This is a genomic window from Rouxiella badensis, assembly GCF_002093665.1.
Classification (GTDB): Bacteria; Pseudomonadota; Gammaproteobacteria; order Enterobacterales; family Enterobacteriaceae; genus Rouxiella; species Rouxiella badensis.
In genome coordinates this window covers 39,148-62,241 of record NZ_MRWE01000032.1, presented here as the reverse complement: position 1 = coordinate 62,241, position 23,094 = coordinate 39,148, and the positions used below count along the sequence as shown (strand labels likewise).

The following is a 23,094-nucleotide window of genomic DNA, read 5'->3' as shown; positions in this document are numbered from 1 at the left end:
GCTAAGGCCAGCATCGCTGGCCTTAGATTTGTATCTAAAGTTGTTAAATTAATAACTCTTAAATAATTAGAATGTTGCGTTACGCGGAGTACGTGGGAATGGGATAACGTCACGCACGTTTTGCACGCCGGTGACGTAAGCAACCAGACGCTCAAAGCCTAAACCGAAACCAGCGTGAGGTACGGTGCCATAGCGACGAAGATCGCGATACCACCAGTAATCTTCCTTATTCAGGCCCATTTCTTCAAGTCGAGCGTCCAGCACATCTAGCCTTTCTTCACGCTGAGAACCGCCGATAATTTCGCCAATTCCCGGAGCCAGAACGTCCATGGCGGCAACGGTTTTACCGTCATCGTTCATGCGCATATAGAAGGCTTTGATATCTTTAGGGTAATTTTTAACCACAACCGGCGCTTTAAAATGTTTCTCGGCAAGGTAACGCTCGTGCTCAGAAGAGAGATCGACGCCCCAGGAGACTTCATTTTCGAATTTCTGACCGGATTCGATCAGAATTTTAACAGCATCGGTATAGTCAACTTGCGCGAAATCTGAGGTTACAAATCGTTCAAGGCGTGAAACAGCATCTTTGTCTACGCGTTCTGCGAAAAATGCCATATCGTCCGCTCTTTCATCCAAAACGGCTTGGAAAACATACTTCAGCATGCTCTCAGCCAGTGAGGCGATGTCGTCGAGAGTGGCAAAAGCCACTTCCGGCTCAACCATCCAGAACTCGGCAAGGTGGCGGCTGGTATTGGAGTTTTCTGCGCGGAAGGTTGGGCCGAAGGTGTAAACCTTGGACAACGCACAGGCGTAGGTCTCACCGTTCAGCTGTCCAGAGACGGTTAAGAAGGCTTCTTTACCGAAGAAATCTTCATTGAAATCAACCTCGCCTTTGTCGGTAAGCGGCAGGTTTTGCAGGTCCAGCGTTGAAACGCGGAACATCTCGCCTGCACCTTCGGTATCTGAAGCGGTGATCAGCGGAGTCGAAACCCAGAAGTAGCCGTTTTCATGATAGAAACGGTGAATCGCCTGCGACAGGGTGTTGCGAACGCGCGCAACGGCACCAATGAGGTTGGTGCGCGGACGCAGGTGAGCTACTTCGCGCAGATATTCGATGCTGTGACGTTTTGCCGCCATCGGGTAAGTATCAGGATCGTCAACCCAGCCAACGACCTTGATTGCCGTTGCCTGTAGTTCGAAGCTCTGGCCTTCGCCAGGAGATGCCACTACGGTACCGGTGACTTCAACAGAACAGCCGGTGGTCAGGCGCAGTACTTCATCCTGATAATTAGGCAAAGAATTATTAACGACGGCCTGTAACGGATTAAAGCAGGAGCCGTCATAAACGGCGACGAAGGAGATGCCAGCTTTTGAATCTCTCCGGGTACGTACCCAACCGCGTACGGTGACTTCACTGTCAACCGCAGCACGGCCTTGCAGTACGTCGACTACAGGCACAACGCTCATAGATTTCTCTCTTAAAATAGTTCTGATGATACCGATGGTTTTAAATATGTATAAAAAACCTGTATGAAAAAGCCACACACCTTAAACGAAAGGGTTTTGCTATGTTACTTAGCCTTTTTCAGGACACAAGCAGAAATCGCCCTGCGACCGCAACATTTGTGCCATTACCGCGATTAGTTTAAACACGGCAAAACCTGAGAGGGTGAAAGTGGCGAAAAAATCGCTCATTGCGCTTTTCTTTCTATATATAAGGAGAGAAGAGGATATAGATGAAGAGAAGAGGACGCAGGAACCTCAATTGACGTTCTTTCGCGTCTTCCCCCCCTGTAGGAGGGGAAGACGGAAATGCAAAAGCAGTGCGGATGATTAGGAGGCTTTCTTCACCAGCGGCAGATCGAAAGCTTTACGCAACGCCTTCACAAAAGCCTTGTCCTGACAAATGGTTTTACCCGGGCTGTCGGACAGCTTGGCCACCGGCTTGCCGTTGCACTGCACCAGTTTGATAACAATATTCAGCGGTTTGACCTGCGGAATATTACAGGTCAGGCGGGTACCAATACCGAAAATAAGTTTAATCCGCGTGTGGAAGTGACGATACAAATCCAGCGCTTTATCGAGATCCAGGTTATCGGAGAACACCAGCGTCTTGGTCATGGGGTCAATACCCAGCGTTTGATAATGGGCGATGGCTTTTTCACCCCATTCAAACGGATCACCAGAGTCGTGGCGCAGACCCTGATAGGCGTTGGCAAACTTGGGGCCAAAGTCACGCAGGAAAGCGTCCATAGTGATGCAGTCGGTGAGTGCTATCCCCAGTTGGTCCGGGTATTCGTCAAGCCACGCCTGCAGCGCCGCGCGTTGGCTGCTAGCCAGAACCGGACTTAGCTGCTGATGCGCCTGGAACCACTCGTGCGCCTGCGTACCCACGGGATTCAACTGTAGCTTGTGGGCTAAATCGTAGTTGCTGGTCCCGACCAGATACGGGAATTCTTGCTTCAACGTGCTGACAATCGCGCGCTGCACCTCGCCGGAGAAACGGCGGCGGGTACCGAAGTCCATCAGCTTAAAGGCTGAAGTGTCGATATCGGCAGATTCCTGTTTGAATTTCTGCAGGTTCTTACGCAGCTGTTCGACCGCCATTTCCGGCGTGACACCTGGAGAGCGATGTTTATGCACCACTTCACTGATTACCGCCAGCAGCGGAACTTCCCACATAATCACTTCACGCCAAGGGCCTGCGATACGGATATGCAGATGACCGCTGCGATTGGACACCTCGACGTGTCGAGGGTTATAGCGGAATGTGCGTAGCCATTGCAGGTAATCCTGACTAAAGAAAGGCAGGGCGGAAAGATAGTTAAATTCATCTTCGCTCAACGCCAGCTCGCTCATCAGTTCAACCTGATGACGAATTTCCTCTGCGTATTCGCCCAGCAGTTCGTCGCCACGGCAACGGAACTCGGCGACCACGCGGCTATCCGCGTAACGATGATAAACCGCCTGCTGCATGTGAAGCTTATAGGCGTCGGTGTCTAACAACGAAGTCAAAATCGGGGAAGCGTATGGGGTCATGCGCGACATCCTCGTCAAAAGCAACAGGCCATACTCTTCGTCCTGGAAGCTGCAGCGGCATTAGTTGGGTTCGCTCAATGCCTTACTGCAACGTCAGTGACGCTGAGTACTACTCTTCGTCCCTGAAGCAACTCCAAAAACGTTGAGTATCGTGTTTGTTTTAGCCTGATTTAAACGGCAAAGTTCGGGAAGTATACCGCATTATCAAGTCAATGAACCCTCATCTCAGCACAATTCATCGGGCCAGGTCGAGGGCCAAATGTGCCTTGTTAAGGATATTAAACACGGATTTCCGAAGATTGTTAACAACGATATAACCCGTTAAATAATAATGTCTTTTAGTTAATTATTATAAAATACATGAGGTTGATCGCTTTTTGATGGGCAGAAAGGCTGACTCGATTCGATAAAATGAAATTGCCGACCGGCGAAATTATTTATTGGCAGTGTTAACTGAAATAGCACAAAAAAGTTAAAGAAAGGTGAAATGTTGAGCGCAATATTTTTTATCTTTATGAAGCAGTACTGACCGCTTTGGGCAAAAGCTCGCCGGTTGCCGCGGCCATTGGGGTAACAATCTGGGAATTTTCACCTTCTGTGATAAAGTTTATTTTAATCGCGTCACGCGTATCCTCCTGAAAACGCCAAAAGGTTCTTTTATGACTGACCAGCTGCAAACAGAACAACAGACCGACGCAACATCACAACCGCAGGTAAAATATCGCCACGATTATCGTGCGCCAGACTATACCATCACCGATATCGACCTTGATTTTGATCTTGATGCACAGACCACCACGGTGACTGCGGTCAGCCAGATCAAGCGTCTGGGTGCCGAAGGCGCTGCGCTGGTTCTGGACGGTGAAGACCTAACGTTGATAAGCCTTAAAGTTAACGGTCAGGACTGGCCAAACTATCAGCTGCGAGAAAGCCAGCTGGTCATCAATGGCCTGCCTGAAGCGTTTGAGCTGAAGGTGGTTAACAAGATTCATCCTGCGAAAAACACCGCGCTGGAAGGCCTTTATCTCTCTGGTGAAGCGCTGTGTACCCAGTGTGAAGCGGAAGGTTTCCGTCACATTACTTATTATCTTGACCGCCCGGACGTGCTGGCACGTTTCACCACACGCATTGTGGCCGACAAGTCGCTCTATCCTTATTTACTCTCTAACGGCAACCGCGTTGATGGCGGGGAGCTGGAAGGCGGACGTCACTGGATCAAATGGCAGGATCCGTTCCCGAAACCTTGCTATCTGTTTGCCGTGGTTGCCGGTGACTTCGACGTGCTGCGCGACAAGTTCGTCACCCGTTCAGGCCGCGATATCGCACTGGAAATCTTCGTCGATCGTGGCAACCTCGATCGTGCGGGTTGGGCGATGGAGTCGTTGAAGCAGTCCATGAAGTGGGACGAAACGCGCTTTAATCTGGAATATGACCTCGACATCTTCATGATTGTTGCCGTTGATTTCTTCAACATGGGCGCGATGGAAAACAAAGGCCTCAACGTCTTTAACTCCAAATACGTGCTGGCAAAAGCAGAAACCGCGACCGATAAAGACTATCTGGGCATTGAAGCCGTCATTGGCCACGAATATTTCCACAACTGGACCGGTAATCGCGTGACCTGCCGCGACTGGTTCCAACTGAGCCTGAAAGAGGGCCTGACCGTCTTCCGCGACCAGGAGTTCAGTTCGGATTTGGGTTCTCGTTCGGTGAACCGCATCGACAACGTCCGCGTGATGCGCGGTGCACAGTTTGCCGAAGACGCTAGCCCGATGGCGCACCCAATCCGCCCAGACAAAGTTATTGAAATGAATAACTTCTACACGCTAACCGTGTATGACAAAGGCTCGGAAGTGATCCGCATGATGCACACTCTGTTGGGTGAGCAGCAGTTCCAGGCCGGTATTCAGCTCTATTTCGAACGCCACGACGGCAGCGCAGCGACCTGTGACGACTTCGTGCAGGCGATGGAAGACGCCTCCAACGTTGACCTGTCGCTGTTCCGCCGCTGGTATAGCCAGTCCGGTACGCCAATCCTGACCGTACGCGACGACTATGACGTCGAGAAGCAGACCTACACGCTGACCGTGAGTCAAAAAACGCCGCCGACTGCGGATCAGAAAGAGAAGCTTCCGCTGCATATCCCACTGGATATCGAACTTTACGATCCACAGGGCGGTGTGATTGAGCTCAAGCAAAGCGGCCAGAAGGTCAGCAATGTGCTTAACGTGACCGAAGCCGAGCAGACTTTCGTGTTCGAAGACGTTGCCTATCAGCCAATCCCCTCCTTATTACGTGAATTCTCCGCGCCGGTTAAGCTCGATTACAAATACGGTGATCACCAGCTGACGTTCCTGATGAAGCATGCGACCAATGACTTCTCGCGTTGGGACGCGGCGCAAAGTCTGCTGGCTATCTACATTAAGCTCAATGTGGCGCGTCACCAGCAGAAACAGCCACTGTCTCTGCCGCTGCACGTGGCCGATGCGTTCCGCGCAGTGCTGCTGGACGAGAGCATCGATCCGGCGCTTGCGGCGCAGATTCTCACGCTGCCGTCAGAAAACGAGATTGCCGAGCTGTTCGACATCATCGATCCTGAAGCGATAAGCGCGGTGCACGAGTCGATTACACGCTGCCTGGCGGGGGAGATGGCCGACGAGTTCCTGGCGGTTTACCACGCTAATCGCCTGCCGTCCTACCGCGTTGAGCATGCCGATATTGGCAAGCGCTCGCTGCGCAACGTCTGCCTGCGTTATCTTGCCTTTGCCGATGCGGCTCAGGCCGACAAGCTGGTCAGCGCCCAGTTCGAGAGCGCCGACAATATGACCGACTCGCTGGCGGCGATGTCGGCGGCCGTGGCGGCAGACTTGCCGTGTCGCGACCGTCTGCTTAGCGCCTACGACGAACGCTGGCATCAGGATGGTCTGGTGATGGATAAATGGTTCATTCTGCAGGCCACCAGCCCGGCGCAGGACGTGCTGAAGCAGGTGCGCGCACTGCTGTCGCATCGCTCCTTCAGCATGGGTAACCCGAACCGCATTCGCTCACTGATTGGCGCATTTGCACAGGGAAATCCGGCGGCATTCCACGCCGCAGACGGCAGCGGTTATGCCTTCCTGGTCGAGATGCTGACTGATCTCAACACCCGCAACCCGCAGGTTGCTGCACGTATGGTTGAGCCGCTGATTCGTTTGAAACGCTATGACGAAAACCGTCAGAACCTGATGCGTCAGGCGTTGCAGACGCTGAAAGGTCTGGAGAATCTCTCCGGTGACCTTTATGAGAAAATCAGCAAGGCGCTGGATGCCTGACCGCGTATTTGAAGGTTGAAAAACAAAAGGGCGACAGTGATGTCGCCCTTTTTTATGAGGAAGATAAAAGGGTTATCTCTGCGCGCGTTTTACTTCAGCGCTCACAGGCTGTGGTCGCAGTACTCTTTCCAGTACCTGTTCTTCCAACTCGGCCAGTCGTACGGAACCACGACGGCGCGGACGCGGCAGATCGACCTGCAAATCGAGACCGATTTCACCCTGCTCAATCAGAATAACGCGGTCGGCAACGGTCACCGCTTCGCTTACATCATGGGTCACCAGCAGGACGGTAAAACCGTGCTGCTGCCACAGACGTTCAATGAGACTCTGCATTTCGATGCGAGTCAGCGCATCCAATGCGCCCAATGGCTCATCGAGCAGCAACAGGCGTGGGCGATGAACCAGCGCGCGAGCCAAGGCAACGCGCTGTTTCTGTCCGCCGGACAGCGCGGCGGGCCACTCATTGGCGCGGTCGGCGAGACCGACCTCTTCCAGTGCCGCCATGGCGGCCTCACGCCACTTGCCTTTGAGGCCAAGACCAACGTTATCAATCACTTTCTTCCACGGCAGCAGACGGTCATCCTGAAACATCAGACGCGTATCGTCGCTGACCTGGCTGAGCTGCGCACTGCCGCTAAGCAGATCGCCGCTGCTGCTTTTTTCCAGACCGGCCAACAGGCGCAGCAGGGTACTTTTACCGCAGCCGCTGCGGCCAACTACGGCGACAAATTGCCCTGGAGAAATACGCAGATTGATGTCTTTAAGCACCGTACGGTTGCCGTAATTTTTAACAATGCCCGCCAGCGTTACCGGCGTACCTTGCGGAATGCGAGTCGGTTCACTCATGCGGTTTCTCCTTGTTTTTTCTGGTAGGCTGGATGCCAGCGCAACCAGACATGTTCAAGCGAACGCGCCACGATATCGGCCAGTTTACCGAGGATGGCATACAGGATGATGGCCACTACGACGACGTCGGTTTGCAGGAATTCGCGGGCGTTCATCGCCAGATAACCGATGCCGGAGTTTGCGGAAATCGTCTCCGCCACAATAAGCGTGAGCCACATGAAGCCCAGTGCGAAACGCACGCCGACCATAATTGACGGCAGCGCGCCCGGCAACACCACCTGATAAAACAGCGGGAATCCAGATAACCCGTAGCTGCGAGACATCTCCAGCAGTCCACGGTCAATATTGCGAATACCGTGGTAGGTGTTGAGATAAATCGGGAACAACGTTCCCAGCGCCACCAGGAAAATCTTCGCCGATTCATCAATACCGAACCACAGGATAACCAGCGGGATCAGCGCCAGATGCGGAATGTTACGCAACATCTGCATTGAGCTGTCCAGCAGGCGCTCACCCCAGCGCGACAGGCCGGTAATAAAGCCGAGCAACAGACCGATGCTGCCGCCGATGACAAAGCCGGTCAGCGCCCTGAAGGTGCTGATTTTCAGGTTCTGCCACAGGTCACCGGATTTCGCCAGCGTCCAGAAGGCTTCGACGACCGCACTCGGCGAAGGCAGGATACGGTTCGACAACCAGCCTACCTGTACCGCCAACTGCCAGCTGGCGAGTAATACCACCGGTAAAAACCAGGGGCTAATGCGGTTTATCCAACGTTCAGTCTTGTTGCTCATGATGCTTTCCTTAACTTTTCACAGCGCGCTTGGACACAAATTCGTGGGCGACCAATTCCCCACGCGGTTCAATCCTACGGCGCAGTGGGGTAACGCTGCTATCTTCTTTTGCCAAATCAAGGTGTGGGAACAGCAGTTCAGCCACGCGATAGGCTTCTTCCAGGTGTGGATAACCTGAGAAAATAAAGGTGTCGATGCCGAGGTCGGCATATTCCTGCATCCTTGCCGCAACCGTTGGGCCATCGCCGACCAGCGCGGTACCTGCGCCGCTGCGAACCAGACCGATGCCTGCCCACAGGTTAGGCGCAATTTCCAGTTTGTCACGGTTACCGCCGTGCAGCGCGGCCATACGATGCTGGCCAACCGAGTCGGTGCTGGTCAGTTTAGCCTGGGCGCGGGCAATGGTTTCGTCGTCAATATTGGCAATCAGACGCTCTGCCGCTTTCCACGCTTCTTCGGTCGTTTCGCGCACAATGACGTGCAGACGGATGCCGAATCTTACGGTACGGCCGTGTTTGGCGGCTTTGGCCCGCACCTGAGCAATCTTTTCTTTTACCTGCTCCAGCGGTTCACCCCAGGTCAGATAAAGTTCCACCTGTTCGCCGGCCAAGTCTTGGGCGGCCTCGGACGAACCGCCGAAATAAAGCGGAGGGCGCGGCGTTTGTACCGGCGGGTGCAGCAGGCTGGCGTTCTTGACCTTCAGATGTTTGCCTTCAAAGTTCACCGTTTCGCCTTCCAGCACTTTGCGCCAAATGTGGGCGAATTCTGCCGACGCTTCGTAACGTTCTTCGTGATTGAGGAACAGGCCTTCGGCTTCCAACTCGGACGGATCGCCACCGGTCACCAGGTTAAACAGCGCACGGCCGTTGGACAGGCGGTCCAGCGTCGCTGCCTGACGTGCTGCCAGCGTCGGAGAAATAATACCGGGACGCAGCGCAACCAAAAACTTCAGTTTCTGGGTAACGGAAATCAGCGAGGCGGCAACCAGCCATGAGTCTTCGCATGAGCGACCGGTCGGGATCAGTACGCCGCCAAAGCCAAGACGATCAACCGCTTGGGCAATTTGCTGCAAATAACCGTGGTCGACCACGCGCGCACCTTCATCGGTACCGAGATAATGGCCATCGCCGTGGGTAGGTAAAAACCAAAATACGTTCAGACTCATGTGATATTCCTCTTTAATTCACCGCGTACGGTGAAGCAGCAATGTGAGTTATTGAAATAATTTTATGAAACAGTCTTATTGCGCGGCGGCAGGTGCATGCCAGATGCGATCCTTGATCTCGACCGGCTTCGGCAGCAGATGGTTCGCATAGAATAAATCTGCGGTTGCCTGTTGCAGTTTTTCGGTTTTGTCATCAACGGGGCGAATGGTTTCATCGTCCGGCAGATGAGTGAAATAGGTGGCGATGACCTTTTCCGGCAGGCCGGTAGATTTCGCCAACAGCTGAATACTCTGCTGTTGCTCGGTTTTGATCAGGCCATTGGCCTGCGTCAGGACCTGCAAGACTTCAGAGATAAACTGTGGATGCGCTTCGGTAAACTTACGCGGTGCAAGATAAAAAGCGCCGGTCTGGTTTAGCGTGGTGCCGTCGAGCAGCACACGAGCACCGCCGTGATTGAAGGCCGCAGAATAGTATGGGTCCCAGATTGCCCAGGCGTCGACGTCGTGCTGCTGGAAGGCGGCCAGCGCATCAGACGGTGCAAGGTTAATCGGTTTGATATCGGTAAACTTCAGGCCGGCATTTTGCAGGGCACGCAGCACGAAATTGTTCGAGCTTGAGCCTTTCTGGAAGGCTACGGTGTGGCCTTTAAGGTCGGCGACGGTCTTGATTGGGCTGTTTTCCGGAACCAGAATCACTTCAGCCTTAGGCTGTGGAGGCTGATAGCCGACGTACAGCAAGTCCGCGCCTGCGGCCTGGGCAAACAGCGGCGGCAGGTCGCCGGTGCCGCCAAAGTCGATGCTGCCAACGTTCAGCGCTTCAAGAATCTGCGGGCCAGCGGGGAACTGATCCCAGGTGATTTTGGTGTTCGGGAAACGTTTTTCCAGCAGGTGATGACTCTGTGCCAGAATCAGACCGATGGAGCCTTTTTGGATAGCGATGTGAAACACAGCCGGATCTTTTTCTTCTGCCTGAACGGAAACGACGCTCGACAGGCCGAGGGTCAAAGCCAACAGCGGCAGCCATTTCTTGGGTTGCAAAGACAACAGTGAAGGCAAACGAGAACCTAAAATATTCATTAAAATTTTTTCCAATTAAGCGTGAGCGTGTTGACGTTTTGCGCGAGCGATAGCCAGCGAATGGCGATGGCCTAATGCCGCAAGAAACGTTTCCAACGAATCATCCAGACGCGCCTGTAATTCTTCTTCCAGTTCTGCCGGGAAACTCTGGTATTGGCCGACCAGCTTGTCGTGGGCAAATACGCCCTGTAGCACTTCCTGCGCTTTCAGCGCGCTTAATACCGGCTTGAGTGCGTAATCGATCGCCAGCATGTGGCCCGTTGAACCGGCGGTGGCCAGTGGCAGCACGACCTTGTGCTCGAGTGCGCGTTCGGGCAGCAGATCAAGCAGCGTCTTCAGTGCACCGGAAAATGAAGCCTTATACACCGGGGTAGCAATCAGCAGACCATCGGCGGTTTCCAACTGAGCAACCAGTTCTTTTAACTGTGGGCTGGAAAAGTTGGCAAACAGCAAATCTTCGGCGGCGAAATCTTGCAGACTGTATGACACAACTTCTACGCCTCGGGCGCTGAGCCACTGTTCGCTGAGAGCAAGCAGGGCAGATGAACGTGACGGCTGACGTGGGCTACCTGCGAGTGATATGACTTTCATTGTGCTCCCTTATAACTGTAAGTTATATAACCAACAAATTTGTTCAGAATTTGGATTAAATTAACAGGCGATAGCTTATGACAGGAAATCTAAATTCCGGGAATTCTTAGACCAAAAGTGGATATGAGCCGAAAATCAGCCAATCTTTGCGCATTTGCTGTGACGTGGATGTATTAAAGAAGAAAACAAAAAGAAAACGTTTGCCTGGATTACCGATTTTTGACGGGAATCAATTCCAATTAGTGATGGCTTAGCCGATAATACCGCCCCGACTGGCCACCAGCCATTAGCCACCGGGACCTCAGGAGAATCCATGTATTATCCCTTCGTTAGGAAAGCACTTTTCCAGCTCGATCCAGAGCGCGCGCATGAATTAACGTTTCGCCAACTCAGCCGCCTCTCCGGTTCGCCGTTCGAGTTTCTGATTCGCCAATCGGTGCCGAGCAAGCCGGTTACCTGCATGGGACTGAACTTCAAGAACCCGCTGGGTCTGGCCGCAGGTCTGGATAAAAACGGGGAATGTATCGACGCCTTTGGTGCGATGGGGTTTGGATTCGTTGAAGTGGGTACCGTAACGCCGCGTGCGCAGGACGGTAATCCCAAGCCGAGAATGTTCCGCGTGGTTGAGGCCGAAGGCATAATTAACCGCATGGGGTTTAACAACCACGGCGTCGATAATTTAGTCAATAACGTCAAGAAATCACACTTCGGTGGCGTGCTCGGTATTAATATCGGCAAGAATAAAGACACCCCGGTCGAGAACGGCAAAGACGATTATTTAATCTGCATGGAGAAGGTTTATCCTTATGCCGGTTATATCGCTATTAATATCTCTTCGCCGAACACTCCGGGACTGCGTACCCTGCAATATGGTGAAGCGCTTGACGATCTGCTCGGTTCCATCAAGAATAAGCAGCTCGAACTTCAGCAGCGTCATCAGAAATATGTGCCGGTGGCGGTGAAGATCGCACCAGATCTTTCTCAAGAAGAGTTGATCCAAATAGCCGACAGTCTGGTCCGTCATAATATGGATGGCGTTATTGCGACCAATACCACACTGGAGCGTAATTTGGTTGCTGGTCTGAATTATGGCGACGAGGCGGGCGGATTGAGCGGCCGTCCGGTGCAAATGCAAAGCACCCAGATTATCCGCATGCTGTCCGCAGAACTTAAAGGCGCGATGCCAATTATCGGCGTCGGCGGCATTGATTCATTAACCTCCGCGCGTGAAAAAATGGCGGCGGGTGCATCGTTAATTCAAATCTATTCCGGGTTTATCTATCACGGCCCGCAGCTGATTAAAAATATTCTGATGCATATATAGTTACTGCTCACACTAATTTTGCAAACAAAGCTTGGTCGGGGCTTTATTTCTGCCCCGGCCTCGTTTATATTTTCTTAACTGAGCATTTAATGTACTACCCCAGTCATTATCTCTCTTGCGGCAAGGCTAACCTGCGATTTGTCCTATATAGAGGTTACCGAGAATAATGTTAACGTTGGGCAATGGACAATAGGATAACGAAATGAAAATCAAACCTGATGATAATTGGCGTTGGTATTTTGACGCTGAACATGACCGACTGATGTTGGACCTAGCCAATGGCATGATTTTCCGTTCTCGTTTTCCTGCTAAAATGCTGACCCCCGACGCGTTTGCCGAAACCACTTTTTGCGTTGATGATGCGGCGCTCTATTTCGACTTCGAAGAGCAGTGCAAGAAAATTAAATTGGCTGCTGAACATCGTGCCGAATTAGTACTTAATGCTTTGGTCGCTTATCGTTTCCTGAAACCGCTGATGCCAAAGAGCTGGCATTTTACTCAGCAGCATCGTCCTTTCCAGCCCGATAATGGCCAGCTTGCCAGCGTCAGCGTGACGGAGTCCGGCGAGCAGGCAACGCTGCTGGTGGTAGAGTCTGGTGATAACGCCAGTCTGTGCTTGCTGGCACAGGAGCGTCTGACCGTAGCCGGTCGCGGCATGGTTTTAGGCGATGCGATTAAAGTGATGCACGATCGCTTAATGCCAATTTCTATTGCTTCGGAAAATATTTACGACAGGGCTGTGTAATTTCTCAACCCCACGTTTCTTTATTTTTATAGCCTTTTTATTCCAATATTAAATCCGTCACCGGAACGCAGCTGCACGAGAGGATCTTGCCCTGTTTGCCGATGGCGCTGGACGTTAATGCCGTCACTTCGCCCTCGATCACGTTTAGTTTGCAGCTCCCGCAGATTCCCGCACGACACGAATAAGGGATGATAAATCCCTGTTGTTCAAGCTGTTCCAACAGGACTTGTTGATTGTTCCCCTTGAAAGCGGTGCCCTGATAAGTAATGGCGACCTCCTGTGCGGCCGTCTGCGACAGAGAGACCTTCTCCAGCACGTCGCCGGCGCGATAGACACGGGCAGGGTGGGTTGCCAGCACTTCTACACTGTCGCCGGCCCGAATAATGCCCTCGTTTCGCGCAATCATGTTCTGCCCGAAATCGATGCTGCCGGTTTCAGAAGTGCGATAACCTTGCAGCGTTTTAAGTGGTTCACCGGCGGGATGCTTTCTGCCGCGTTCGGTGCTGATGGTGATCAGCACGCAGCGGCTACAGGGTTTTACCAAATCAAAAATAACGCTGCCGACGCGAATGGTTTTCCAGGTGTCTTCGGCATAGGCCTCAGCGCTGGTAACGACCAGATTAGGGCGAAACTGTTCGAGCTTCACGCTGGCCGGACAGCGTTGCTTTAGGTCGTGCAGCGAGGCTTCATTAATGAGTAAATAAGGAAAGCCGTCGGCGAAGGAGAGCGGTACCTGGGGCTGATTCTTAACGCGACGAGTCAACTCGGGTCCGACCCAGCGCATCTCAACCTCGCGTTTAAGATAGCCACTCAGCCATTGGTTGATATTTTTTGGCGCAGTCAGGGCGGTGAAATGGCTGCCCCACACCTCGGTCTCCAGCGGCTGTGGATTGAAGTCGCTGAATTTTATACAGACGCTTTCGCTTCCATCGGGAGAGGTTAAAATTAATCCATCGGGGAGCAAAGCGGGCGTAAACTGAACCAGTTGGGAGTCTTTTCGGGCGGTAATAAACTTTCCCTGCGGGTCGGTTAGCATAAAGAGGCGATCGAAGGCCAAGCCACTGGCTGTAACCTGAGCATGCGACAGTTGCAGACCGCGCATGGACTTGACGGGGTGAACGTATAATCTCGACAGGGTAATCACTTTGGGCTCCAGGCCGCGCCATCAGCAGACCTTTAACAGGATGCTTATGATGCGGGATAGGTCTCTTTTTGAATAGTAACCAGAGACTTTATGACAATCTTGCAGTATTAGCTATAATGCGCGCTCTTTTGTCCGCAGAACTTGAATCTTCACGTCAGGAACTCAGGGCACTCCTTGCCTGATTGATGGGTAGGGCTGTTTTTAATTGTAGGAAATAACTTCTAGGTGATTACGTCAATATGAACTCTTTGTTTGCCAGCACGGCGCGTGGATTGGAAGAACTATTAAAAAGCGAACTTGAAACGCTGGGTGCGCAGGCCTGCAAAGTGGTGCAGGGGGGAGTGCATTTTGAGGGCGACGATCGCCTGATGTACAAGAGTCTGCTCTGGAGCCGACTGGCATCACGCATCCTTCTTCCATTAAATGAATTTAAAGTTCATAGCGATCTCGACCTTTATCTGGGCGTGATGGCAATTGACTGGCCGTCTATCTTCGGCGTAGAAAAAACCTTCGCCGTGCACTTCAGCGGCCTGAATGACGAGATCCGCAACAGCCAGTACGGCGCGTTGAAGGTTAAAGATGCCATCGTCGACAGCTTCACCCGCAAGATTGACCAGCGTCCAAACGTCGCAAAACAGCAGCCTGATATTCGTGTCAACGTCTTCTTGCAGCGTGATACTGCAAGCGTTGCGCTGGATCTCAGCGGCGAAGGTCTGCATCAGCGTGGCTACCGTGATCTGACCGGTCAGGCTCCGTTGAAAGAGAACCTGGCAGCCGCGATCGTGATGCGTTCCGGCTGGCAGGTCGGGACACCGATGGTCGATCCGATGTGTGGTTCCGGTACGCTGCTTATCGAAGCGGCGATGATCGCGGGCGATCGTGCGCCGGGTCTGCATCGTCAGCATTGGGGCTTTACCGCCTGGTCTAAATTTGATGAAGCGCTGTGGCGTGAACTGACCACTGAAGCACAGGTGCGTACGCGCCGCGCGATTCAGGAAACCCCTTCTCGCTTCTTCGGTTCTGATATCGACCGTCGTGTCATCGAGATGGCGCGGTCCAACGCCCGTCGTGCAGGCGTGGCCGAGCTCATTAGCTTTGACGCGGCAGAAGTCGGCAAGCTGAAAAATCCTCTGCCGGAAGGCCCGGTAGGTACGCTCATCAGCAACCCGCCTTACGGCGAACGTCTCGAGAGCGAACCGGCGCTGATTGCCCTGCATAACCTGCTGGGTCGCATCGCCAAGACGCAGTTCGGCGGTTGGCAGCTTTCTCTGTTTAGCGCCTCGCCGGAGCTGTTGAGCTGTCTGCAGCTGCGCGCCGATCGTCAATTCAAGGCGAAGAACGGTCCGCTCGAATGTGTGCAGAAGAACTACCAGCTGGCAGAGAATCCTCAAGGCACAGCAGGGGCGCAGATTGCCGAAGATTTCGCTAACCGACTGCGTAAAAATGTTAAGAAATTGGAAAAGTGGGCGAAGCAGCAGGGCATTGAGTGCTACCGTCTGTATGACGCCGACTTGCCAGAATACAACGTGGCGGTTGACCGCTACGGCAGCAAAATTGTGGTACAGGAATATGCGCCACCGAAAACGATTGATGCGCAAAAGGCGCGTCAGCGTCTGTTTGACGTGATCAATGCCACGCTGTCGGTGCTGGATATTTCATCCAACCAGTTGGTGCTGAAAACGCGCGAGCGCCAGAAAGGCACCAGCCAGTACGAGAAGCTGGCGCAGAAGGGCGAGTTCCTGATGGTCGAAGAGTTTGGGGCCAAATTCTGGGTTAACCTGACCGACTATCTCGATACAGGCCTGTTCCTGGACCACCGTATTGCCCGCAAGATGCTGGGCGAAATGAGTAAAGGAAAAGACTTCCTTAACCTGTTTGCTTACACCGGTACCGCAAGCGTACACGCCGGTCTCGGCGGCGCGCGCAGCACCACCACAGTAGATATGTCGCGTACCTATCTCGAGTGGGCAGAGAAAAACCTGCGTGCCAACGGCCTGACGGGTCGCCAGCATCGTCTGATTCAGGCGGATTGCCTGTCATGGATGAGTAACGCCGATGAACAGTTTGACGTGATCTTCATCGATCCTCCGACGTTCTCCAACTCGAAACGTATGGCCGAAAGTTTTGACGTGCAGCGCGACCATTTGGCGCTGATGAAAGATCTCAAGCGCATTTTACGTCGCAACGGCACCATTATGTTCTCTAACAACAAACGCGGATTCCAGATGGATCTTGAGGGTCTGAGCAAGCTGGGTCTGAATGCAAAAGAGATAACCGGCCAAACGCTGTCTCAGGATTTTGCCCGTAACCGCCAAATTCACAACTGCTGGCTGCTCACTCATGCCGGCGAGGAAAAATAAAGTCTATGTCGTTAATTAGCATGTCAGGTGCATGGCTGTCCTTCAGCGATGCCCCCATTTTAGACAACACTGAATTACATATCGAACCTAACGAGCGCGTCTGTCTGGTTGGGCGTAACGGCGCGGGTAAATCAACGCTGATGAAGATCCTCAACCGCGAAGTGCCGCTGGATGACGGACGCATTGTGTATGAGCAGGACCTGATTGTTGCGCGTTTGCAGCAGGATCCTCCGCGCAACATCGGCGGCACGGTATTTGACTTCGTCTCCGAAGGCGTTGCCGAGCAGGCCGAGCATCTCAAAGCCTACCACGCGATTTCACATCTGGTCGAAAGCGACCCGAGTGAGAAGAACATGAACAAGCTGGCGCAGATTATGGAGATCCTCGATCACCAGGGCCTGTGGCAGCTCGACAGCCGTATTTCGGAAGTTCTGCTGCAGCTGGGTCTTGACGGTGATACCGAGCTTTCTGCACTGTCCGGCGGCTGGCTGCGTAAAGCGGCGCTGGGCCGTGCGCTGGTCAGCTCACCGCAGGTTCTGCTGCTTGACGAACCGACTAACCACCTGGATATCGAAAGTATCGCGTGGCTGGAAGAGTTCCTGAAAGAGTTCCAGGGCAGCATTATCTTTATCTCCCACGACCGTTCCTTCATCCGCAACATGGCGACGCGTATTGTCGACCTCGACCGCGGCAAGCTGGTGTCCTATCCGGGCAACTATGAGCTGTATCTGACCAGCAAAGAAGAAGCGCTGCGCGTGGAAGAGCTGCAAAATGCCGAATTTGACAAGAAGCTGGCGCAGGAAGAAGTGTGGATCCGCCAGGGCATCAAGGCACGTCGTACCCGTAACGAAGGCCGCGTGCGTGCACTGAAAGCCTTGCGTCGCGAGCGCTCCGAGCGCCGCGAAGTGATGGGCACCGCCAAAATGCAGGTGGAAGAAGCGGTTCGTTCAGGCAAGATTGTCTTCGAAATGGAAGACGTCAGCTACAATGTGTCTGGTAAACAGCTGGTTAGCCATTTCACCGCCCAGGTTATGCGTGGCGACAAGATTGCGCTGGTAGGCCCGAACGGCTGTGGTAAAACGACGCTACTCAAGCTGATGTTAGGTCAGCTCGAAGCCGACAGCGGCCGCGTTCACTGCGGTACCAAGCTGGAAGTTGCCTACTTCGACCAGCACCGTGCCGAGCTCGACCCAGAACGCACCGTGATGGACAACCTGGCAGAAGGCAAGCAAGAGGTGATGGTCAACGGCCGTTCACGTCACGTGCTGGGCTATCTGCAGGACTTCCTGTTCCACCCAAAACGCGCAATGACCCCGGTCAAGGCGCTGTCCGGCGGTGAGCGTAACCGTCTCCTGCTGGCTAAACTTTTCCTGCGCCCAAGCAACCTGTTGATTCTCGATGAACCAACCAATGACCTTGACGTAGAAACGCTGGAACTGCTGGAAGAGCTGATCGACAGCTACCAGGGTACCGTTATGCTGGTCAGCCACGACCGTGAATTCGTCGACAACTCCGCGACCGAATGCTGGATCTACGAAGGCGACGGCGTGATTAACAGCTACGTCGGCGGTTATCACGATGCGCACCATCAGCGTAAATCCCAGCGCGTGCTGCGTCAGTCTGCACCGGTAGAGACTAAAGCGGCGGCGGCGGTAAAAGCTGAGCCGGTAAAACGTACTGCGAATAAACTGAGCTACAATCAACAGCGTGAGCTGGAACAGTTACCTCAGAAAATCAGTGAGTTGGAAACACGTATCGAAGAACTCGGCAAGCAGATGAGTGACGCCGACTTCTTTACGCGCCCTCACGATGAAACCCAGCAAGTATTGAATGCCCTTGCCAGTGCCGAGCTCGAATTAGAGCAGGCGTTTGAGCGTTGGGAAGCGCTTGAAGCCCAGAAAAACGGCTAAGGTTGCGTCTTGGCTTTACCGCTTTCCCAGTGAAGGGAAGGCGGTAAGGTTTTCGGTTTTCCCCGTGTTTCGCCATTGAGGAGTTGAATGTGTGTTCACACTCTCATGACCCGCACATACTGTGTCCCGACTGTGATTTATTGGTGACGCTGCCCGCACTGCAATATGGCCAAAAGGCCAGCTGTCCTCGTTGTAAATCTACGCTGACCACGCGCTGGAAAGAGCCGCGTAAACGGCCGCTTGGCTACGCGCTTTGTGCACTCTTCATGCTGGTGCTGGCGAATATGTTCTCGTTCGTGAACATGAACGTCAAAGGGCTGACCAGCCAGATAACCCTGATTCAAATTCCGCAGGTGCTGGTGGCAGATGACTACGCCAGTATGGCGTCGCTGTTTATGATTGTGGTCCAGCTTATTCCGGCATTTTGTATGCTGGCAATCGTTATCCTCTGCGGAAGAGCGCCGCTACCCAGGGCGTGGAAGATTCGTATCGCTTGGATCCTGTTCCACCTTAAACCCTGGTGTATGGTCGAGATTTTCCTCGCCGGCGTATTAGTGAGCTTTGTTAAGCTTATCGCCTACGGTGAAGTGGGGATCGGCACCAGCTTTATTCCCTACGTTTTGTTCTGTTTACTTCAGGTACGCGCATTCCAGTGCACAGACCGTTACTGGCTGTGGAATCAGGCGGCACCGACACCGACGATTGCTCAGCCTTTACACGTTGGGCAAAGCGGCCTCTCGCAGGGGCTGCGCTCCTGCGAATGCTGCATGGCGATACTGCCGGCAAAGCAGTCAGTGTGTCCGCGTTGTACCAGCAAGGGACATGCGCGTAAGCGCTACAGCCTACAGTGGACCATGGCGCTGCTGGTGACGTCGCTGATGCTGTATATCCCGGCCAACTTGATGCCTATCATGATTACCCAGTCACTGGGAACCAAGATGACCTCGACCATTATGGCGGGCGTGGTGTTCCTTTGGGGAGAGGGCTCTTATCCGATAGCGATGGTGATTTTTATCGCCAGTATCATGGTGCCGTCGCTGAAAATGTTGGCGATCGCCTGGCTGTGCTGGGACGCACAAAGCCGCAAACGGGTCGACCGCGAGAGGCAGCACGTCATCTATGAGGTGGTGGAGCTGGTGGGTCGTTGGTCGATGATTGACGTTTTCGTTATCGCGGTGCTCTCGGCGCTGGTCAGAATGGGGCAGTTAATGAGTATTTATCCAGATATCGGCGCCTTGCTGTTTGCATTGGTCGTGATCCTCACGATGTTCGCCGCAACCACTTTCGATCCCCGTTTGATTTGGGATCGCTCAGGAACCTTTGATAATAAGGAGCAACGCGATGGCGGAAAATAAACACACCCGGGATGAAAACACCTCGGGTGAAGCCGAAGTCGGGAGTATCAAGCGCTGGTCTCCAGTGTGGATAATCCCGATCCTGACCGCCCTCATCGGCGGCTGGATCCTGTTTTATCACTTTAGTCATCAGGGACCGGAGGTGACACTGATTACCTCGTCGGCGGAAGGCATTGAAGCCGGTAAAACGAGCATAAAAAGCCGTAACGTTAACGTGGGGCAGGTCGAAACGGTCAGTCTGAGCGCTGACCTACAGCAGGTCATTATCAAGGCACGACTCGATTCTGGCATGGAAAAAATGCTCAAGAACGACTCGGTGTTTTGGGTCGTGAAACCGCAGATTGGGCGTGAAGGGATTTCAGGGCTCGGCACGCTGCTGTCTGGCGCCTATATCCAGCTTCAGCCGGGATCTAAAGGCGAAGAGAAAGAGCAATACAAGTTACTTGACGCACCGCCGTTGGCTTCTCCGGACGCCCAGGGTATTCGCGTTATTCTGACCAGTGACCGTGCCGGTCAGCTAAATCCAGGCGATCCGGTGCTGTTCCGCGGCTTCCAGGTGGGGACGGTGGAAACCAGCCACTTCGACCCGCAGTCGCGTAAGATTCGCTATCAGCTGTTTATCCGTGCGCCATATGATGGCCTGGTGACCACCAACGTGCGTTTCTGGAAAGAGAGCGGGGTGAACTTTGATATGTCTTCTGCCGGCATTCGCGTCGAAATGGGCTCGCTCACCACGCTGTTTAGCGGTGGCGTCAGCTTCGACGTGCCAGACGGTTGGGAAGCCGGTAACAAAGCCGACAACAGCGCGTCCTATGCCCTGTTCAACGACCAGCGCAGCATTCAGGACTCTCTGTATACCAACCATACCGACTATGTGCTGTTCTTCAGCGATTCGGTGCGTGGTCTGCAGCCGGGCGCGTCGGTTGAGTTCCGCGGTATTCGTTTGGGTACGGTCGGCCAGGTGCCTTATGAGAAGTTTGGTATGGCGAGCCAGATCGACAGCGGTTACAGCATTCCGGTCTTGATTCGCATCGAGCCTGAGCGTTTCAACAAACTGCTGGGTAAAAACTTCAATATGGATGAACAGCTTCAGGCGGCGCTCAAGCATGGTCTGCGCGCATCGTTGAAATCTGCCAACCTGCTGACCGGTTCGCTGTACGTCGATCTGGACTTCTACCCTAACGCCAAGCCTTGGACCGGACCGAAGTCTATTGATGGTCAGGCGCTGTTGCCGACGGTGAGTGGGGGTCTGGCACAGATCCAGCAGAAACTGATGGCAACCCTGGATAAGATCAACGCCTTGCCGTTGAATCCAATGATTACGGAAGCGACCAAGACGCTGGCGCAGAGTCAGAAAACGCTGCAATCGACGCAGAAAACCATCGACTCGCTCAACGCCATTGTCTCGAGCAAAGAGATGAAGAATCTGCCGCAGGATATGCAGAAAACGCTGTTGCAGCTTAATCGCAGCATGCAGGGCTTCCAGCCTGGTTCACCGGCCTACAACAAGATGGTCGATGATATGCAGCGTCTGGATGAAACGCTGCGTGAACTGCAGCCAGTGCTCAGGACTCTGAATCATAAGAGTAATGCGCTGGTATTCGCCGCCCCAGGGCAAGATGATCCTCAGCCGAAGAAGGCCAAATAAATGATGAAATGGATACCTGTCGTCTTAGCGTTGTTCCTGGCTGCCTGTAGCAGCGACGGTAAAAAAACCTATTACCAACTGCCGACTGTCAACAGTTCGGCACCGGTAGCGGTGGTGAGTGCAGGCGGTGGGCTAACGCCTGCCGCACAAAAACCGAAGCTGTGGATTTCTCAGGTTAGCGTGGCCGACTTCCTCGGTACCTCGGGTCTGGTTTACCAGACTAACGACGTGCAGTACGTGATGGCGGCCAATAACCTGTGGGCCAGTCCGCTTGACCAACAGCTGCAGCAGACTCTGCAAACCTACCTCGGCCGCAATCTGCCGGGCTGGGTTGTATCAGGCCAACAGGCCAGTGATGGCAATCAGGAGCAGCTTTCTGTGAACGTAACAGGGTTCCATGGGCGCTATGACGGCACGGCCGTCATCAGCGGCACATGGACGCTTACGCGTGATGGGCAGGTCAGCCAGCATAACTTCAATATCGAGCTGAAGCAGAATCAGGATGGTTATGATGCGCTGGTCAGGACTTTGGCGACGGGTTGGGAACAAGAAGCCAACAGCATCGCCCTGCAAATAAGATAAATTCTTTTTATTAGTTCGATAAAAAATCCCGCTTCCTGGTCATTCAGGGGGCGGGATTTTTTTATTGGCGATCAGGTGCCTGAGGCTTTAGCTGCGCGATTAGCTTGCGCGCAATCAATAAAGATAGCGCAATATTGTGACAGTGGCGTGAATTTTGCGCATTGACCTACGGGAGAATCGGGGCTATTTGTTAGGTGTGGACGCAGTTAAGCGGACACTGTTTTCTTTCCACTTGACCTGAATAATGAGGGACACGAGGCATGAAGAGACAAAAACGCGATCGCCTGGAACGGGCACAATCACGTGGATACCAAGCAGGTATTGTAGGACGTTCGAAAGAAATTTGTCCTTACCAATCGCTAGATGCGCGGTCACACTGGCTTGGAGGTTGGCGAGAGGCCATGGAGGTTAGGGCAGTTAACGCGTAAGTCTACCCCTGACAGTAAAAGGATAACCTCCGCAATTTGACAGCAAACTGCGGAGGTTTTTTACCCTTCATATCTAGAATTTCTGCTGCGTTGGCGTCTCTGATGCCCCCCAGTCACCTACTTTTGTTTGTGTAAGCTCCTGAAATTCACTCTTTCGCCATGTTGCCTAAATCCAAAATTACCTGGGTAACGCTTTATTTTTTAGAAAGCGGCGGTGTCTTTGAACAGACCCACTTTCAGGTCAGTGGCGGTATAGATAACTTCGCCGTCAACCAACACTTCACCGTCTGCCACACCCATGATCAGTTTACGATTGATCACGCGTTTGAAGTTCAGACGATAAGTCACTTTCTTAGCCGTTGGCAGCACCTGACCGGTGAATTTCACTTCGCCAACGCCCAGTGCGCGGCCTTTGCCTTCGCCACCCAGCCAGCCGAGATAGAAACCGACCAACTGCCACATCGCGTCCAGACCCAGACAACCAGGCATCACCGGATCGCCGATGAAGTGGCATCCGAAGAACCACAGATCGGGATTGATATCTAATTCGGCTTCAACATAACCCTTATTGTGGCTACCGCCGTCTTCGGTCATTTTGACGATGCGGTCCATCATCAGCATATTGCCCGACGGCAATGGTGGTCCACCTGCTCCGAAAAGTTCGCTTTTGCCAGAGGCTACGAGGTCTTCTTTCGTATAGGATTCGCGTTTATCTACCATGTTGTATGTAAGCCTTATTTTGTTGAAGCACGCATCTTAGCTAACAGCTGTAAGCCGA

Annotated in this window: 18 protein-coding genes; 9 read left to right on the top strand and 9 right to left on the bottom strand. The window is 53.2% G+C overall.

Annotated elements, in window-relative coordinates; translation table 11 throughout:
• Window positions 1-66 precede the first annotated feature (66 nt).
• Both asnS and pncB read right to left on the bottom strand, forming a co-directional pair.
• The gene (asnS, locus tag BS640_RS17295; RefSeq protein ID WP_017493487.1) at window positions 67-1,467 is read right to left on the bottom strand and encodes an asparagine--tRNA ligase; all 1,401 of its coding nucleotides are present in this window, start codon (window positions 1,465-1,467) and stop codon (window positions 67-69) included.
• Between the two features lie 366 nt (window positions 1,468-1,833).
• Window positions 1,834-3,039 (bottom strand): nicotinate phosphoribosyltransferase, encoded by a 1,206-nt coding sequence (gene pncB, locus BS640_RS17290; protein WP_017493485.1) that lies wholly within the window; start codon window positions 3,037-3,039, stop codon window positions 1,834-1,836.
• A gap of 659 nt (window positions 3,040-3,698) precedes the next feature.
• On the opposite strand from pncB, the gene pepN reads away from it, so the two are divergent.
• A complete protein-coding gene (gene pepN, locus BS640_RS17285; protein ID WP_084912991.1) occupies window positions 3,699-6,350 on the top strand; it encodes an aminopeptidase N in 2,652 nt (883 codons plus the stop codon).
• Between the two features lie 72 nt (window positions 6,351-6,422).
• Here pepN and ssuB read toward each other — a convergent pair whose 3' ends face one another.
• The 5 genes from ssuB to ssuE all read right to left on the bottom strand — a co-directional run bounded on the left by ssuB (window position 6,423) and on the right by ssuE (window position 10,820).
• Entirely contained in the window at window positions 6,423-7,196 is a 774-nt protein-coding gene (gene ssuB / locus BS640_RS17280; protein ID WP_017490522.1) for an aliphatic sulfonates ABC transporter ATP-binding protein, read from the bottom strand.
• Window positions 7,193-7,987, bottom strand: a complete 795-nt coding sequence (gene ssuC, locus BS640_RS17275) for an aliphatic sulfonate ABC transporter permease SsuC (protein WP_017490521.1) — start codon at window positions 7,985-7,987, stop codon at window positions 7,193-7,195. Before ssuC ends, ssuB begins: the two co-directional genes overlap by 4 nt.
• A 10-nt stretch (window positions 7,988-7,997) precedes the next feature.
• Window positions 7,998-9,152 (bottom strand): FMNH2-dependent alkanesulfonate monooxygenase, encoded by a 1,155-nt coding sequence (gene ssuD, locus BS640_RS17270; RefSeq protein WP_017490520.1) that lies wholly within the window; start codon window positions 9,150-9,152, stop codon window positions 7,998-8,000.
• A gap of 75 nt (window positions 9,153-9,227) precedes the next feature.
• Window positions 9,228-10,229, bottom strand: coding sequence for an aliphatic sulfonate ABC transporter substrate-binding protein (locus BS640_RS17265; protein ID WP_084912990.1), 1,002 nt, complete (start codon window positions 10,227-10,229; stop codon window positions 9,228-9,230).
• Window positions 10,230-10,244: 15 nt separating this feature from the next.
• Entirely contained in the window at window positions 10,245-10,820 is a 576-nt protein-coding gene (gene ssuE / locus BS640_RS17260; RefSeq protein WP_017490518.1) for an NADPH-dependent FMN reductase, read from the bottom strand.
• A gap of 313 nt (window positions 10,821-11,133) precedes the next feature.
• On the opposite strand from ssuE, the gene pyrD reads away from it, so the two are divergent.
• Both pyrD and BS640_RS17250 read left to right on the top strand, forming a co-directional pair.
• Complete coding sequence (pyrD, locus tag BS640_RS17255) at window positions 11,134-12,144, top strand: quinone-dependent dihydroorotate dehydrogenase (protein ID WP_017490517.1); 1,011 nt, start codon at window positions 11,134-11,136, stop codon at window positions 12,142-12,144.
• 202 nt (window positions 12,145-12,346) lie between these two features.
• Entirely contained in the window at window positions 12,347-12,889 is a 543-nt protein-coding gene (locus BS640_RS17250) for a cell division protein ZapC (RefSeq protein ID WP_017490516.1), read from the top strand.
• Between the two features lie 37 nt (window positions 12,890-12,926).
• On the opposite strand, the gene BS640_RS17245 is transcribed toward BS640_RS17250, so the two are convergent.
• The gene (locus BS640_RS17245) at window positions 12,927-14,033 is read right to left on the bottom strand and encodes a YcbX family protein (RefSeq protein ID WP_084912989.1); all 1,107 of its coding nucleotides are present in this window, start codon (window positions 14,031-14,033) and stop codon (window positions 12,927-12,929) included.
• A 239-nt stretch (window positions 14,034-14,272) separates the two neighbouring features.
• Here BS640_RS17245 and rlmKL point away from each other — a divergent pair, with 239 nt between their 5' ends.
• The 6 genes from rlmKL to rmf all read left to right on the top strand — a co-directional run bounded on the left by rlmKL (window position 14,273) and on the right by rmf (window position 22,316).
• Window positions 14,273-16,393, top strand: coding sequence for a bifunctional 23S rRNA (guanine(2069)-N(7))-methyltransferase RlmK/23S rRNA (guanine(2445)-N(2))-methyltransferase RlmL (rlmKL, locus tag BS640_RS17240; RefSeq protein ID WP_017490514.1), 2,121 nt, complete (start codon window positions 14,273-14,275; stop codon window positions 16,391-16,393).
• A 5-nt stretch (window positions 16,394-16,398) separates the two neighbouring features.
• Window positions 16,399-18,303: an ABC transporter ATP-binding protein gene (locus tag BS640_RS17235; RefSeq protein ID WP_017490513.1), complete on the top strand. Its 1,905-nt coding sequence runs from the start codon at window positions 16,399-16,401 to the stop codon at window positions 18,301-18,303.
• An 89-nt stretch (window positions 18,304-18,392) separates the two neighbouring features.
• Window positions 18,393-19,658 carry a membrane integrity-associated transporter subunit PqiA gene (gene pqiA / locus BS640_RS17230; protein WP_084912988.1) on the top strand — a complete coding sequence of 422 codons (1,266 nt, stop codon included), beginning with the start codon at window positions 18,393-18,395 and terminating at the stop codon, window positions 19,656-19,658.
• Entirely contained in the window at window positions 19,645-21,306 is a 1,662-nt protein-coding gene (gene pqiB / locus BS640_RS17225) for an intermembrane transport protein PqiB (RefSeq protein WP_084912987.1), read from the top strand. Before pqiA ends, pqiB begins: the two co-directional genes overlap by 14 nt.
• Window positions 21,307-21,888, top strand: coding sequence for a membrane integrity-associated transporter subunit PqiC (pqiC, locus tag BS640_RS17220; RefSeq protein WP_017490510.1), 582 nt, complete (start codon window positions 21,307-21,309; stop codon window positions 21,886-21,888). It abuts the gene before it with no gap.
• 260 nt (window positions 21,889-22,148) lie between these two features.
• A complete protein-coding gene (rmf, locus tag BS640_RS17210; protein ID WP_081601387.1) occupies window positions 22,149-22,316 on the top strand; it encodes a ribosome modulation factor in 168 nt (55 codons plus the stop codon).
• Window positions 22,317-22,517: 201 nt separating this feature from the next.
• Here rmf and fabA read toward each other — a convergent pair whose 3' ends face one another.
• Window positions 22,518-23,036, bottom strand: a complete 519-nt coding sequence (fabA, locus tag BS640_RS17205) for a bifunctional 3-hydroxydecanoyl-ACP dehydratase/trans-2-decenoyl-ACP isomerase (RefSeq protein WP_017490509.1) — start codon at window positions 23,034-23,036, stop codon at window positions 22,518-22,520.
• Window positions 23,037-23,094: the final 58 nt, after the last annotated feature.